The 14,361-nt window shown below is 70.1% G+C and carries 13 protein-coding genes; 5 read left to right on the top strand and 8 right to left on the bottom strand.

The window, feature by feature from the left end:
* The first annotated feature begins 9 nt into the window (after window positions 1-9).
* Together OG883_RS22390 and OG883_RS22385 are read left to right on the top strand one after the other, a co-directional pair.
* Window positions 10-1,812 carry a choline/carnitine O-acyltransferase gene (locus OG883_RS22390; protein WP_266543664.1) on the top strand — a complete coding sequence of 601 codons (1,803 nt, stop codon included), beginning with the start codon at window positions 10-12 and terminating at the stop codon, window positions 1,810-1,812.
* 289 nt (window positions 1,813-2,101) lie between these two features.
* Window positions 2,102-2,902: an HNH endonuclease gene (locus OG883_RS22385; RefSeq protein ID WP_266543638.1), complete on the top strand. Its 801-nt coding sequence runs from the start codon at window positions 2,102-2,104 to the stop codon at window positions 2,900-2,902.
* 367 nt (window positions 2,903-3,269) lie between these two features.
* Here OG883_RS22385 and glnA read toward each other — a convergent pair whose 3' ends face one another.
* Window positions 3,270-4,679 (bottom strand): type I glutamate--ammonia ligase, encoded by a 1,410-nt coding sequence (gene glnA, locus OG883_RS22380; protein WP_266543636.1) that lies wholly within the window; start codon window positions 4,677-4,679, stop codon window positions 3,270-3,272.
* A 208-nt stretch (window positions 4,680-4,887) separates the two neighbouring features.
* Here glnA and OG883_RS22375 point away from each other — a divergent pair, with 208 nt between their 5' ends.
* Window positions 4,888-5,355 (top strand): RDD family protein, encoded by a 468-nt coding sequence (locus OG883_RS22375; protein ID WP_266543633.1) that lies wholly within the window; start codon window positions 4,888-4,890, stop codon window positions 5,353-5,355.
* Between the two features lie 123 nt (window positions 5,356-5,478).
* Here OG883_RS22375 and OG883_RS22370 read toward each other — a convergent pair whose 3' ends face one another.
* The 4 genes from OG883_RS22370 to lipB form a co-directional block, all read right to left on the bottom strand.
* Entirely contained in the window at window positions 5,479-6,186 is a 708-nt protein-coding gene (locus OG883_RS22370) for a DUF4191 domain-containing protein (protein ID WP_266543631.1), read from the bottom strand.
* A 19-nt stretch (window positions 6,187-6,205) separates the two neighbouring features.
* The gene (locus OG883_RS22365; protein ID WP_266543628.1) at window positions 6,206-6,415 is read right to left on the bottom strand and encodes a hypothetical protein; all 210 of its coding nucleotides are present in this window, start codon (window positions 6,413-6,415) and stop codon (window positions 6,206-6,208) included.
* 339 nt (window positions 6,416-6,754) lie between these two features.
* On the bottom strand, window positions 6,755-7,723 hold the full coding sequence (lipA, locus tag OG883_RS22360) for a lipoyl synthase (RefSeq protein WP_266543625.1): 969 nt from the start codon (window positions 7,721-7,723) through the stop codon (window positions 6,755-6,757).
* 135 nt (window positions 7,724-7,858) lie between these two features.
* Complete coding sequence (gene lipB / locus OG883_RS22355; protein ID WP_266543622.1) at window positions 7,859-8,653, bottom strand: lipoyl(octanoyl) transferase LipB; 795 nt, start codon at window positions 8,651-8,653, stop codon at window positions 7,859-7,861.
* A gap of 258 nt (window positions 8,654-8,911) precedes the next feature.
* Here lipB and OG883_RS22350 point away from each other — a divergent pair, with 258 nt between their 5' ends.
* On the top strand, window positions 8,912-10,363 hold the full coding sequence (locus tag OG883_RS22350) for a regulator (protein WP_266543619.1): 1,452 nt from the start codon (window positions 8,912-8,914) through the stop codon (window positions 10,361-10,363).
* A 301-nt stretch (window positions 10,364-10,664) separates the two neighbouring features.
* Here OG883_RS22350 and OG883_RS22345 read toward each other — a convergent pair whose 3' ends face one another.
* Both OG883_RS22345 and OG883_RS22340 read right to left on the bottom strand, forming a co-directional pair.
* Window positions 10,665-11,975 (bottom strand): NAD(P)/FAD-dependent oxidoreductase, encoded by a 1,311-nt coding sequence (locus OG883_RS22345; RefSeq protein WP_266543616.1) that lies wholly within the window; start codon window positions 11,973-11,975, stop codon window positions 10,665-10,667.
* A 227-nt stretch (window positions 11,976-12,202) separates the two neighbouring features.
* A complete protein-coding gene (locus OG883_RS22340; protein WP_266543614.1) occupies window positions 12,203-13,102 on the bottom strand; it encodes a TIGR01777 family oxidoreductase in 900 nt (299 codons plus the stop codon).
* Window positions 13,103-13,145: 43 nt separating this feature from the next.
* Between OG883_RS22340 and OG883_RS22335 the strand changes: the two genes are divergently transcribed.
* Window positions 13,146-13,643, top strand: coding sequence for a GNAT family N-acetyltransferase (locus tag OG883_RS22335; protein WP_266543611.1), 498 nt, complete (start codon window positions 13,146-13,148; stop codon window positions 13,641-13,643).
* A 98-nt stretch (window positions 13,644-13,741) separates the two neighbouring features.
* On the opposite strand, the gene OG883_RS22330 is transcribed toward OG883_RS22335, so the two are convergent.
* A complete protein-coding gene (locus tag OG883_RS22330) occupies window positions 13,742-14,275 on the bottom strand; it encodes a DUF4240 domain-containing protein (RefSeq protein WP_266549333.1) in 534 nt (177 codons plus the stop codon).
* Between the last annotated feature and the right edge of the window lie 86 nt (window positions 14,276-14,361).

Below are 14,361 nucleotides of genomic sequence, written 5' to 3'. Positions count from 1 at the left end.
CTGCCGCGTGTGCCGCTGCCCAGCCTCGAGGCGAGCTGCGAGAGGTTCCTCGCCTGGTGCGCGCCGCTGCTGACCGCTGACGAGCGGGCGGCGACCGAGGCGGAGGTGGCCGCCTTCCTGCGGCCCGACGGCCCCGGCCGGGTGCTGCACGCGGCGCTGGAGGAGTACGACGCCACGGAGGGTGTCCACAGCTGGCTCGACACCTTCTGGCCGTACCGGTACCTGGGCCGCCGGGACCGCATCGCGCTCAACGCCAACTTCTTCTTCCTGTTCAAGGACTCGGGCCAGGAGTCGGGCCCGGCCCCGGGCAAGGAATCCGGCCGGGCGCAGACGGAGCGGGCGGCCGGGCTCATCGCCGGCGCCCTCCACTACAAGCGGCAGCTCGACCAGGGGCTCATTCCTCCGGTGGTGCAGCGCGGGGCGCCCCAGTCGATGGTGCAGAACAAGTTCCTGTTCTCCGCGACCCGGATCCCCGGCGCGCAGCAGGACACCGTCCGCGCCCCCTACACCGAGCAGTGGCCGGGCCCGTCCGAGGCCCGGCACATCGTGGTGTTCTTCCGGGGCGGCATGTTCCGGCTGGACGTGCTCGGCGAGGACGGCGTCCCGCACAGCCTGGACGACCTCGAGGCGGGGCTGCACGCCGTGATGAAGGCCGGTGCCGAGCCGGCCCGCCCGGACACCTCGGTGGGACACCTCACCACCATGGCGCGCGCGGAGTGGGCGGCCGCCCGGGAGTCCCTCCTCGCCTGCCACCCCCGCAACGCCGACGCGCTGGACGACATCGAGACCGCACTGTTCTGCGTCGCTCTGGAGGACTTCGCACCCACGGGCACCCAGGACGCCTGCGACCAGCTGCTGTACGGCGACCGCGGCAACCGCTGGTTCGACAAGGCCGTCTCCTTCATCGTCTTCGCCGACGGCCGGGCGGGCATCAACGTCGAGCACTGCGAGCTGGACGGGACGACCATCCTCAGCTTCACCGACGCCCTGCTCAGCACCCCGGCCGAGGAGCAGTCCCGGCAGTCCGGGGCCCGCTCCCAGGGCCCGCCGGCGCTGGAGCCGATCGTGTTCGAACTGGACGACGCCCTGCGGGCCCAGGTGCGCTCCGCCGCCGACGCGTTCGCCGCGTACGGCGAGAACACCGCGACCAGCACCGTGTCGTTCGAGGACTTCGGCAGCAGCGCGGCCAAGGCCCTGGGGGTGTCGCCGGACGCGTTCGTCCAGGTTGCCTACCAGCTTGCCCACCAGCGGGCGAAGGGGCATCTCGGTGCTACGTACGAGTCGATCGCGACCCGGCAGTACCGGCACGGGCGGACCGAGGCGATGCGCGTGGTCACCCCCGAGATGCAGGAGTTCGTGGCGGCGATGGACGACCCGGCGACGGACACGGACGCCCGGCGGGCCGCGTTCCGGGCCGCCGCCGAGGCCCATGTGACGCGCGCGAAGGAGTGCCAGGCCGGGCAGGTGCCCGAGCAGCACCTGTGGGAGCTGGAGCTGATCCAGCGGCGGCGCGGCGCGGAACTGGGGGTGACCGAACAGCCCGCGCTGTACCGGACGCCGGGCTGGCTGACGATGCGGGACGACTACCTGAGCACCAGCTCCGCGCCGTCCGCCAACATCCAGTACTTCGGCTTCGGCTCGACCAGCAGCAGGTGCATCGGCGTCGCCTATGTGCTGCTGCCCGAGCGGTTCAACATCTATCTGAGCACGCCGCTGCCGGTGGCCGACCAGATGCGTACGTTCGCCGCCCGGCTCCGGGAGGCGGTGGGGGAACTGCGGGAGCTGCTGGCGCCCGGGCGGTCCGAGGCCTGATCCTCCCTCGACGTGGCTCACAGAAAGGGCCGTCGGCCGCACCCCTCCAGGGGTACGGCCGACGGCCCGACAGACGGCCCAGGGGAGGGGAAGGCCGCTCTCACCTGAGGCCTTCCGAGATGTCGAAGTACAGCTACAGGAACGCTCTGACCTGCGTAGTCCAACCCTTAATGGGACATGGGTGCACATCGGGTGCACACCATGCTGATGGGCTGCCTGGTCTTCTGCCGCCCGTTGGAGGGACGGCAGCATCTGCCCGGGTGTCAGTGCCCCGTGCGACAGTCACCTCATGGATGAGGAACGGTCTGCCGGCGAAGCCGGTTTGGAGAAGACCTTTCAGCAGATGAAGCGCTTCGCGCCCGACGGTGACTACTACGCGCTTACGCTCGGGGCTAACCGCCGAGGACGACCTTTCTGGGGCGCGCAGACGCACTGGGTGGGGCAGTCGGAACGACATCCTGGCTGGGAGATACGTGCCGCTAGCTTGATGGATCCGACAGGTATGACACGTGCATGGACCGAGCTGGGGCAGGGCTGGGTAGCGGTGCATGACGACACCAGCTTGGCCATGTACCTAAGGATCGGCGGAAATGCACTCGTCGAGAAGGGGCTGGCTGACGCACGCCTGCCCGAAGTTGTGGGGCCCAGCGAGTGCATGCACGACGGCGCGATAGAGGTTGGCGGGTTCGGCTTCTTCGGGACGGGGCATCTGCCCGACGAATCTGTGACTCGTCGTGCGCCTACTCGAAAGCTCCGGATGCAGGTGCTCAAGCGGGACAGCTACCGCTGTGTTGTGTGTGGCCGCAAGGCAACTGACCACACCGATCTAGAGATCCACGTGCACCATCTCGTCCCGTGGCGTATGCATGGCCCCACGGCAGAGGAAAACTTGGTCACGCTCTGCGGCACGTGCCACAAGGGCCTGGATCCCGATTTCGAGCCGTCTCTGCGTGAGCTCGCGGGGCTACCTGGCAAGTCAGAGCCCCTGGACATGGACAACTCTGAGTTCAATGCAGAGGTGGACCGCTACCGCGAGTTCGTAGCGCGCGCTATTTCGGAAGCGCCAACGCCCACAACCGACAGCCCGTAGGCGGTTCGCACTAGAGCAGCCTGACCAGCACACCAACGGTGTCCGTCAAAGCGGAACAAGCTCAAAGGTGCAGACGACCGGAATTGCGTGCACGATGCGTGAGCGGACAACAGAGCACCAGCCGTCACGTGCAGGATCAAGCCTTCTGCTGGATGGTGGCCATGCCACGGAACGAATGAGGCCGCCACCCCAACGGGGAGCGGCGGCCTCACTGTTACTGACACTGCGTCAGAGGGCCGGCCGGCCGGTGCACACGCGGTGCACAAGGGGGCGGAAAACAAGCGGGAACAGCGAGCACTGCTGAGCAGTGATTTCGCAGGTCAACGCATGTTTCAGGATTTCCGCCCAGGTCGCCCGGACCTGATCTTTAGATGTCGAAGTACAGCTCGAACTCGTGCGGGTGCGGACGCAGCTGGATCGGCGCGATCTCGTTCGTCCGCTTGTAGTCGACCCACGTCTCGATCAGGTCGGAGGTGAAGACACCGCCGGCCTGCAGGTACTCGTTGTCCGCCTCAAGCGCATCGAGGACCGCCGGGAGCGAGGTCGGGACCTGGGGGACGCCCGCGTGCTCGTCGGGGGCCAGCTCGTAGAGGTCCTTGTCGATCGGCTCGGCCGGCTCGATCTTGTTCTTGACGCCGTCCAGGCCCGCCAGCAGCAGGGCCGAGAACGCCAGGTACGGGTTCGAGGACGGGTCCGGGGCGCGGAACTCGACGCGCTTCGCCTTCGGGTTCGAGCCCGTGATCGGGATACGCATCGCAGCCGAGCGGTTGCGCTGCGAGTAGACCAGGTTGACCGGGGCCTCGAAGCCGGGGACCAGGCGGTGGTACGAGTTCACCGTCGGGTTCGTGAACGCCAGCAGCGACGGGGCGTGCTTCAGGATGCCGCCGATGTAGTAGCGGGCGGTGTCCGACAGGCCCGCGTAGCCCTGCTCGTCGTAGAACAGCGGCACGCCGCCCTGCCACAGGGACTGGTGGACGTGCATGCCCGAGCCGTTGTCGCCGAAGATCGGCTTCGGCATGAAGGTCGCGGTCTTGCCGTTGCGCCAGGCGACGTTCTTCACGATGTACTTGAAGAGCATCAGGTCGTCGGCCGCGGCGAGCAGCGTGTTGAACTTGTAGTTGATCTCGGCCTGGCCGGCGGTGCCGACCTCGTGGTGCTGGCGCTCGACCTGCAGGCCGTTCTTGTCCAGCTCCAGGGAGATCTCGGCGCGCAGGTCGGCGAAGTGGTCCACCGGCGGGGCCGGGAAGTAGCCGCCCTTGTAGCGGACCTTGTAGCCGCGGTTGTTCTCGACGGCGCCGGTGTTCCAGGCGCCCGCCTCGGAGTCGATGTGGTAGAAGGACTCGTTCGCGGAGGTCTGGAAGCGGACGTTGTCGAACACGTAGAACTCGGCCTCGGGGCCGAAGTACGCCGTGTCGGCGATGCCGGTGGAGGCGAGGTACGCCTCGGCCTTCTTCGCGATGTTGCGCGGGTCGCGGCTGTACGCCTCACCCGTGATCGGGTCGTGGATGAAGAAGTTGATGTTGATCGTCTTGTCGCGGCGGAAGGGGTCGACACGGGCGGTCGACAGGTCCGCGCGGAGCGCCATGTCGGACTCGTGGATGGCCTGGAAACCGCGGATCGACGAGCCGTCGAAGGCGAGCTCCTCGGTCGGGTCGAACGCCGCTGCCGGGATGGTGAAGTGCTGCATCACACCAGGCAGGTCGCAGAACCGGACGTCGACGAACTTCACATCCTCGTCGGCGATGAACTTCTTCGCGTCGTCGGCGTTCTGGAACATCCAACTCCTCCTACTCCCGACCCGGGAGGGGCGGGGTTGCAGCTCGGTTGTGTGGCCAGTTCGGTGGCACACGCTCGTCCCGACCATAGGCAGACGGGATTTCTCCAGCATGACCCATTTGTTTCGCCGAAGTTAATCGGGCAGGGAGTCGGGGGGCGTCAGGGCCCCGCCCGCAGGGGGGTGAAACCGGGCGCAGTACCGTGTACGGGTGGACAACAGGCAAGCAATCGGATCGTGGCTCTCCGGCCCCCGCGCGGCGGCCGAGGACATGGGCGCCGACTTCGGCTACCGGGGCGAGCGGCTCGGCCTGCCGGAGGCGGGTCCGGGCTCCATCGCCCCGCTCGGACGGCGCTTCGGCGCCCTCTTCGTCGACTGGGGGCTGTGCCTCCTGATCGCATACGGACTGCTCGCCAACGGTGACCGGCAGGCATCCGGGAACTGGGCGCTCGTCATTTTCCTCGCCGTGAGCGTGCTGACCGTGGGCACTGTCGGGTTCACCCCCGGTAAGCGGCTCCTCGGGCTGCGCGTCATCTCCGAGGACGGCCGGCGGCTCGGCATCTTCCGGGTCGTCGTACGCAGCCTCCTGCTCACTGTCGCCGTCCCGGCGCTCATCTGGGACCGCGACGGGCGCGGGCTGCACGACCGCCTCGCCCGGGCCGTACAGGTCCGGATCTGACGAGCGGCGCAGAACGGCGCCACGAGAGCGGAACAGCGCAAAGAAGCAAAGAAGAGGGGCGGCCGGGACCATCGGGTCCCGGCCGCCCCTCTCGTACAGACTCGTACGGACCTCTCGTAGCGGTCAGCGCATCTTTCCGCCGCGCGGCATCCTCATGCCCTTCGGCATCGGCCCCTTCGGCAGCGGCATATTGCTCATCAGGTCACCCATCGCCCGCAGCCGGTCGTTGGCCGCCGTGACCTGCGGGCCGGTGAGCACACGCGGCAGCTTCAGCATCGTGGTGCGCACCTTCTTCAGCGGCACCTGACCCTCGCCGGTGCCCACGATGATGTCGTGCACCGGCACGTCCACCACGATGCGCGCCATCTTCTTCTTCTCGGCCGCAAGGAGCGTCTTCAGCCGGTTCGGGTTGCCCTCGGCCACCAGCACGATGCCGGCCCTGCCGACCGCCCGGTGCACCACGTCCTGGCTGCGGTTCATCGCCACTGCCGGGGTCGTGCTCCAGCCGCGCCCCACGTTCTGCAGCACGGCGGCCGCTGCGCCCGGCTGCCCCTCCATCTGCCCGAAGGCCGCCCGCTCGGCGCGGCGTCCGAAGACGATCGCCATCGCGAGGAAGGCCAGCAGGAAGCCAAGGATGCCCAGATAAATGGGGTGGCCGATCAAGAAGCCGATCGCGAGGAGGACACCGAAGGTGACGATTCCCACAGCCGCGAGGACAAGACCGATCTTGGAATCGGCCTTTCGGGTCATCTTGTACGTCAGGGCGATCTGCTTCAGTCGCCCGGGGTTCGCACCAGCGTCAGTGCTGTCTGAGTTTGACTTCCTCGCCATAACTGGAAGTTTACGTGGCCTAGGAGGTGCGGCCCGCCACGGCCTCCAGTACATGCTGCGCCTCGACCCGGTCCTTGGCCCGGCGCCGGTCTTCGAGGACCGCCGTCCACGCGTTCCGGCGGGCGGTGCGCTGTCCGCCGCCCAGGAGCAGCGCCTCCATGGCGCGCAGCGCGTCGGTGACGGACGGGATGGCGGTGGCGCTAACGGGACGAACCGGCGCGGCCTGCATGGTGGAGGTCCCCCTCGGGGTCGGGGTGAGCTACGGCGATGAGCGGACGCGGTGCGGGGCGGTGCGTGGATTCTGCGGGGCGTGCGGGGCGTGCGGGGTGGTACGCGGTGGTGCGGACAGCGGTACGCGGAGCGAGCGCGGGAGTGCGGATGTGTGCTGTGCGTAAAGCTAGCGTCACTGATTGGTGTTACCAGGGCATGACCGAGCGGTCAAACGCTGATGAAACCTTTCTGCCCTGCGCCAAAACGTTGACGCGGCCCGTACGCCGCCCCGACCTGCGGGGAGGGCACGGACCGCGTCAATGCGCCGTTACTCGGCGGTAGTTGCTTGTGCGTGAATTCACACAGTCTGCGAGGTGGCCACGGAGATGCCCCGTCGCTCCATCGCCTGCTGGAAGAGCCGGCCCGCGCGGTACGAGGAACGGACCAGGGGACCCGACATCACACCGGAGAAGCCGATCTCCTCGGCCTCGTCCTTCAGCTCCACGAACTCGTGCGGCTTCACCCAGCGCTCGACCGGGTGGTGGCGTACGGAAGGGCGCAGATACTGCGTGATCGTGATGAGCTCGCAACCTGCGTCGTACAGATGCTGCAGCGCCTCGCTGACCTCTTCCCGCTCCTCGCCCATGCCCAGGATGAGGTTCGACTTGGTGACCAGGCCTGCCTCGCGGGCGCGCGTGATGACCTCGAGCGAGCGCTCGTACCGGAAGCCGGGGCGGATCCGCTTGAAGATCCGCGGCACCGTCTCGACGTTGTGCGCAAGCACCTCGGGGCGCGAGGAGAAGACCTCGGCCAGCTGCTCGGGCACCGCGTTGAAGTCGGGGATCAGGAGCTCGACCTTGGTGCGGCCGGCCTCGCGCTCCGCCGTCATCGTGTGGATCTGGCGCACGGTCTCCGCGTACAGCCAGGCGCCGCCGTCCTCCAGGTCGTCGCGCGCGACGCCGGTGATGGTGGCGTAGTTCAGGTCCATCGTGACGACGGACTCGCCCACGCGGCGCGGCTCGTCACGGTCCAGGGCCTGCGGCTTGCCCGTGTCGATCTGGCAGAAGTCGCAGCGCCGGGTGCACTGGTCACCGCCGATGAGGAAGGTCGCCTCGCGGTCCTCCCAGCATTCGTAGATGTTCGGACAGCCGGCCTCCTGGCACACGGTGTGCAGACCCTCGCTCTTCACGAGTTTCTGCATCTGGGTGTACTCGGGACCCATCTTCGCCCGGGTCTTGATCCACTCGGGCTTGCGCTCGATGGGGGTCTGGCTGTTCCGGACCTCCAGGCGCAGCATCTTGCGTCCGTCGGGTGCGACAGCGGACACGTCGGCGCCCCTTTCTGCTATCGCGGCATTCGATTCTGCGGCGCCCACCAGGGTACGCCCGCTATTTCCGTGGCCTTACGTCTGGCCAACCCATGGCCAGAGGGGCGCATTCCCCCCAGGGCCGTCCGGCAGCCGTCAGACGGCTGCCTCGACGACGCGTGGCCGCAGGTCGGCGTTGTCCAGGATCTCCCGCAGATGCTTCTCGATGACGGGGAGCACCTCGGCGATGGTGATCTCGCGGCCCAGTTCGTACGAGAGCGAGGTCACGCCCGCGTCCCGGATCCCGCACGGCACGATCCGGTCGAACCAGGTGTTGTCCGGGTTCACATTGAGAGCGAAGCCGTGCATCGAGACACCCTTGGCGATACGGATGCCGATGGCGGCGAGCTTGCGGTCCTCGCGGCGCTGGCCCGCGTTGGACGGGGCGTACTCCGGGCCGTTGAGCCGCGGGTCGAACTCCTCGTCGTCCAGTCGCGGGTCGAAGTCGAGCGCGAGCCCGCCGATCGCCGGACGCTCCTCGACCGGGTCGCCCAGCACCCACACACCGCTGCGTCCCTCGACCCGGGTGGTCCGAAGGCCGAACTCCGCGGCCGTGAGGATCAGTGCGTCCTCGAGACGGCGCACATGCGCGACGACGTCCACCGGGCGCGGCAGCTTCACGATCGGGTAGCCCACCAGCTGGCCGGGGCCGTGCCAGGTGATCTTGCCGCCGCGGTCCACATCGACGACAGGCGTGCCGTCGAGGGGGCGTTCGCTGTCCTGCGTACGCCGTCCTGCCGTATAGACGGGCGGATGCTCCAGCAGCAGGCAGGTGTCCGGAATCTCGTCCGCGAACCGGGCCGCGTGGACCTCGCGCTGCTTCTGCCACGCCTCCTGGTACTCGACGGCTTCCTCGCCGAAGCCCAGTTGGACGAACCGCAGCTCACTCACGGTCTGTGCCTCCCTAGAACTTTCATCCTGCACTTGACGCACCCACGCCACTGTACGGCCGTACGGCCGTACGCGAATCGGCGGCCGAGAGGGTACTGGGCAGTACCCGGCGGATGGTGCCCGTCAGCGGCGACCCAATCCTCACACGATCGGATGAATGTGGGGCGAAGGCCGCGGTCCGCGCAGGCGGGGCCGCTAAATTCGCGCCGTTCCATGAAGGGCTGCTCCCGGCCCGGAAGGCAGGAGACCGCACAGCTGATGACGGAACGACCCCCACAGCGCATTCCCAACCGACAGCTCGCCGCGCTCATCGCAGAAGCCGGATTCTCCAACGCAGGCCTGGCCCGCCGAGTCGACCAGCTCGGCCTCGAGCACGGGCTCGACCTGCGGTACGACAAGACCTCGGTGACCCGCTGGCTGCGGGGTCAGCAGCCACGCGGCACGACCCCGGCGCTGATCGCCGAGGTCTTCACCCGGCGGCTGGGGCGCCGGCTCTCCGCGCAGGATCTGGGGCTCGACGCCTGTGCACCCGTCTACGCCGGTCTGGAATTCGCGGCCACGCCCGAGGAGGCCGTGGACATCGTCGGCGGGCTGTGGCGCAAGGACTCCGGCAGCCATGCGGAGCTGCGCAAGATCGCGTTCACCCCGGCCGGACTGGTGGTGCCCAGCCGGGACTGGCTGATCGGACGGGCCGACGAGCGGGTGAGCCGGGGTGAGCCGGCGCAGAACGGGGCCGCCGTCGCCCGCATCCCCGTCCGGGGCAGAATTTCCGTCCCCCGGCAGCGGGGGACCGACCGAGGGCCCGGTCAGAGGGTCTCCAGCGGCGACATCGCGGCGCTGCGCTCCGTCGGCGAACTGTTCCGCACCATCGACCATGCGTACGGCGGCGGGCACGCCAGGCAGGCCCTGGTGCGCTATCTCGAGCACGAGGCCGAGCCCATGCTCCGCGGCACCTACGGGGAGGTGACCGGACGGCGGCTCTTCGCGGCGGCCGCGGACCTGACCCGGCTGGCCGGCTGGACGTCGTACGACATCGCGGCGCACGGGCTCGCCCAGCGGTACTTCGTGCAGGCGCTGAGGCTCGCCCAGGCGGCCGGGGACCGGGCGTACGGCTCCTATGTGCTGGTGACCATGAGCCGGCAGGCCGTCTATCTGGGGCACGGCCGGGAGGCGGTGCAGCTGACGCGGGTGGCCCAGCAGGGGGTGGGTTCCTCGGCCCCGCCCGTGGTGCAGGCGCTGCTGCACTCCGTCGAGGCGCGCGGGCACGGAGTGCTGGGCGAGGTGCGGGCGTGCACCGCCTCGCTCGTACGGGCCGAGCGGGCGCTGGAGACGGCGCGGCCGGGGGACGACGTGCCGCACTGGGCGCGCTTCTTCGACGAGGCGCAGCTCGCGGACGAGTTCGGGCACTGCCACCGGGATCTGCAGCAGTACCGGTCCGCGGTGCAGCATGCGGAGCGCTCGCTCCAGCTGCGCTCCCCGGCGTTCGCCCGCAGCCGGCTCTTCTGCCGGGTGGTGCTGGCCACCGCCCGGCTGGGTCTGGGGGAGCTGGACCAGGCGTGCGCGCTGGGGGCGGAGGCGGCGCTGCAGGCGTCGGAGATGCGGTCGGCGCGTGCGGTGGAGTACGTACGCGAATTCGAACGAAGGCTTGAGCCGTACCGGGATGCGGTGGCCGTACGGAACTATCGCGACCGGGTCGCCGCGCTGGGCTGAACGTGGGGCCTCACCCCAGGACCCCGGGGCTCTGCCAGGACCTCCGCCGCGTCCCGACCTCGGGGCTCTGTCAGGACCTCCGTCCCGCCCGGACCCGGGCCTGCCAGGACCCCCGTCCCCCTACGCCCTGGCGGGCGTGGGGGGACCCCCGGTCCTCAATCGCCGGACGGGCTGATGCGTACCGCCCGGGCGTAGAAGGGACCCCCGGGTCCTCAGTCGCCCGGACGGGCTGATGCGTACCGCCCGGGCGGATGGGGGCCCTGGCCTTCAATCGCCGGAACGGGCTGATGCGTACCGGTTGTCAGGCCACCGCCGAGAGCGAAGGTGTCTCGTACCCCGTCTGGAGGCCGAAGTCGCGCAGGATCGCGTCCGCCGCCCTGCGGCCCGAGAACAGCGCGCCCTGGACCGTACTGGTGTCGCGGTGGTCACCGCACACGTAGAGGCCGGCCAGCAGGCGCACCGGGCGGCGCAGGTCGTGCGGTGGCGGCATCGCGGGAACCGCCTCCGGGGCGTGGTGGACGGCGAGCAGTTCCCACTCCTCGGTGGCGGTGCCGTACAGCGTGGCCAGGTGCTTGCGGACACGGCGGTCCAGATCGTCCGGCGGGACGCCCAGCACGGTCGAGGAGATCAGTACGCGGCCGCCGGGGGCGCGCGAGGGGTCGACCTTGCTCATCACCGCGCTGTGCGCGACCGGGCCGCCGCGGTCCGCGTCCAGCACGAGCGCCGGGTCGGCCAGCGGGGGCTCGGGCGCCGTGTGGTGAAGGACCGTCACCGGGTGGAACGGCGGCACCCGCAGGCCCGGCAGCAGTTCGGCGGCCGCGCGGGCGCCGGTTGCCACCACCACGGAGCGGCAGCCGAGCTCGCCGTGCTCCTCGGTGGTGACACGGTTGATGGACGCGTCCGTGACGTGTACGCCCGTGCGTACGGTGCCCGGCGGCAGCGCGGCCGCCAGTCGCTCCGGCAACGCCGCCGCGCCGCCCGCCGGTACGCACAGCCGGCCGCGCGCGAAGCCGCGCAGCGCGAGATCGGCGCACCGGCTGGACGTGGTGAGCGCCGGGTCGCAGAGCAGCGAGGACAGCAGCGGACGCAGGAAGCCGTGGACCGTACGGGCCGGGAGGCCGCGCCCGCAGAGGGAGCCCGCCAAGGGCCGCTCCGGGCGGGCCAGCAGTCGCTCCACCGGCGTGGCCGCGAGGCGCGCGAGCGTGGCCCCGAGGCGTGCCTGGTCGAGTGGACGGGGGGCGCTCGCCAGGGCGCGCGCAACGGTGAATGCGCCCCGTGCGCTCCCCGTCTCGCCCGTCCGCCGGACCACTTCGCCGGTCCGCTGGAGCCGCCCGCCGCTGTGCACGAGCACGCCGGGCGAGAAGGACCGCAGGTCGATGTCCTCGAGCCCGGCCGTACGGTGCAGCTCGGGATACGAGGTATTGAGCAACTGGCCGATCCGGTCGAGCCGGAAACCGTCGATCTGCTCGGTGGCCATTCGGCCGCCCACCTCGGGGGCGGCCTCCAGAACGCTGACCGACAGGCCGGCGCTGGTCAGTTGATGAGCGGCCGAGAGTCCGGCGATTCCGGCCCCGACGATGACGACATCCGCACAGTGAGCGGTGCTGAGCACGTGCCCCTCCCCGAGGTCGGCGCGGCTGGTGGAGGGCTCATGCCCCCAACAGGCCCCCGGAATGCCCGAGTTCCGATCGAGAGTAGGGAGACGTGACCGTGCCGCCCCTCGCGCATGCCGCGGAGCAACGGTGCGCCGGGGGCGCACACGACCGGGCACACGACCGGGCACATGACCGGGCATGTGGCCGGGCGCATGTCGGGGCCCATGGGGGCCGCGCGGCCCCGCTACCGCAGTGCTGCCCTGATCGCCTCGTCGATGGTCGGGAACGCGAACGAGAAGCCCGAATCGAGCAGTTTGACCGGCCGTGCCCGCTGACTGCTGAGGATGTCCGCCGCCATCCCGCCCAGTGCGATACGCAGCGCGGGCGCGGGGACCGCGAACCTCGCGGGCCGGTGCAGCACCCGGCCCATCGCCGCCGTGACCTCACGGTTGGTCACCGGCTCCGGCGCGGTCAGATTCACCGGTCCCGACAGCGACGGGGTGTCGATGATGTGCCGCAGTGCCGCGATCTGGTCGTGCAGCGAGATGAAGCTCCAGTACTGCCGGCCGTTGCCGAGACGCCCGCCGAGCCCCGTCCTGAACAGCGGGAACATCCGGCCCCACGCGCCCCCCTCGCGCGCCACCACGAGACCGGTACGGGCGAAGACCGTCCGTACGCCCGCTTCCTGGGCCGCGGCCGCCGCCTCCTCCCACTCCACGCACACCTTCGGCAGGAATCCGTCCCCGGGCGGCGCGTTCTCGTCCAGCACCCTGTCCCCGGCGTCGCCGTAGTAGCCGACCGCGCTCCCGCTGATCAGCACCCGCGGCGGTACGTCCAGGCCGGCGACGGCGTCCGCGATCGCCGCCGTACCCAGCACCCGGCTGTCCCGGATCTCCTTGCGGTACGCGTCCGTCCAGCGGTGGTCGCCGATTCCGGCCCCGGCGAGATGCACGACGGCGTCGCAGCCGACCAGACCCGCCACGTCGACATACTGCCGCTGCGGGTCCCACTCCACCTCGTCCCCCGCCCGGGCCGGATGGCGCACCAGCCGCACCACCTCATGACCGTCGGTGCGGAGCGAGCGCACAAGTGCCTTACCGATGAGGCCGGTGGAGCCGGTGACGGCAATACGGGATCGCTGCATGGAGCCATCCTGCCCCGTGCGGCGGCATGGCACAGTGACGACCATGACCGAGTCACACATACGCTCCGCACGCCCCGCCGACGAGGCGGCTCTCGGCGCGCTCGACCGGGACACCTGGTCGCTGCTGCACTCCGTACAGCCCAGGCCGGAACCGCCGTACGCCCCGGTCTTCGACGCGCAGAACCGGCCCGAGGAAGTCCTGGTCGCCGAGGACGCCGACGGCACGCTCGTCGGGTACATCCGGCTGGCCCTGCCCACTGCGCTCGCCTGCAACCGGCACGTGCGGCAGATCCAGGGCTTCGCCGTGGCCGACCGGGCGCGCGGGCGCGGGATCGGGCGGGCCCTGCTGCGGGCGGCGTTCGACGAGGCGCGGCGCCAGGGCGCGGTGCGGATGACGCTGCGGGTACTGGACCACAACCAGCCGGCGCGCTCGCTGTACGAGTCGGAGGGCTTCGCCGTCGAGGGCGTCCTGCCGGGGGAGCTCTACCTGGACGGACGGTACGTCGACGATGTGCTGATGGGCCGCAGCCTCGACACCTGAGCCGACGCCGGCCCGGTACGTGTCTCCCGACACGTGTCTCGACGCCGGCCCCGACACGTGCCCCGACGGCCGGCTCGGGTACGTGTCCCGACGCCGCGTCAGTCGCTGAGCGAGAGGTCTCCGAACCGCTCCCAGAGCCTGGGGAACCGCTCCGCCAGCGCCGCGTCGTCGTCGAAGTCGAACGGGGTGCCCACCGGCTCGGCCGACTGCGCCGTGATCCCCAGATCCGGCGCCACCACGCCGGTCAGCTGCTCGTACGCCTCGTCCGCCGCGTACCCCAGCTCCTCGCCGTCCCCGTCGATGTCCTCGTCGAACTCCTCCAGAAGCTCGGCGAGCGTATCCGGTTCGTGCACGGCGCCCTCGAAGACCTCCCGGCCCTGCCCGATCAGCCAGCAGCGGAAGTAGTCGAAGGCATCGTCGCTGGCGCCGGCGAGCAGCACGGCGGCCGCCCCCCACAGATCCCAGGTGTACGCGCGGTTGTAGCGGGACTCGAAGTGCCGGGCGAAATCCAGCACGGAGTCGGGGTCGAGCTGCAGCAGCCGCTCGACCAGCAGCTCGGCGTGGTCCTCGGGGTCGCCCTCGGCGGCCGCGCGGGTGCTGTCGATGATCTCCCAGAACTCCGTCTCGTCCATCACGGGTCAAGCATCCTGGTTGGCGGGGGGCGGCGCACGCGGAGCCGCCGAAATGCTGACTCTTTCGAATGGTGGACAGAGGATGT

Origin of the sequence: Streptomyces sp. NBC_01142 (assembly GCF_026341125.1) — a bacterium.
Lineage (GTDB): Bacteria > Actinomycetota > Actinomycetes > Streptomycetales > Streptomycetaceae > Streptomyces.
Note: the sequence above shows the minus strand (reverse complement) of the source record. Positions and strands in the feature narration are given on the sequence as shown.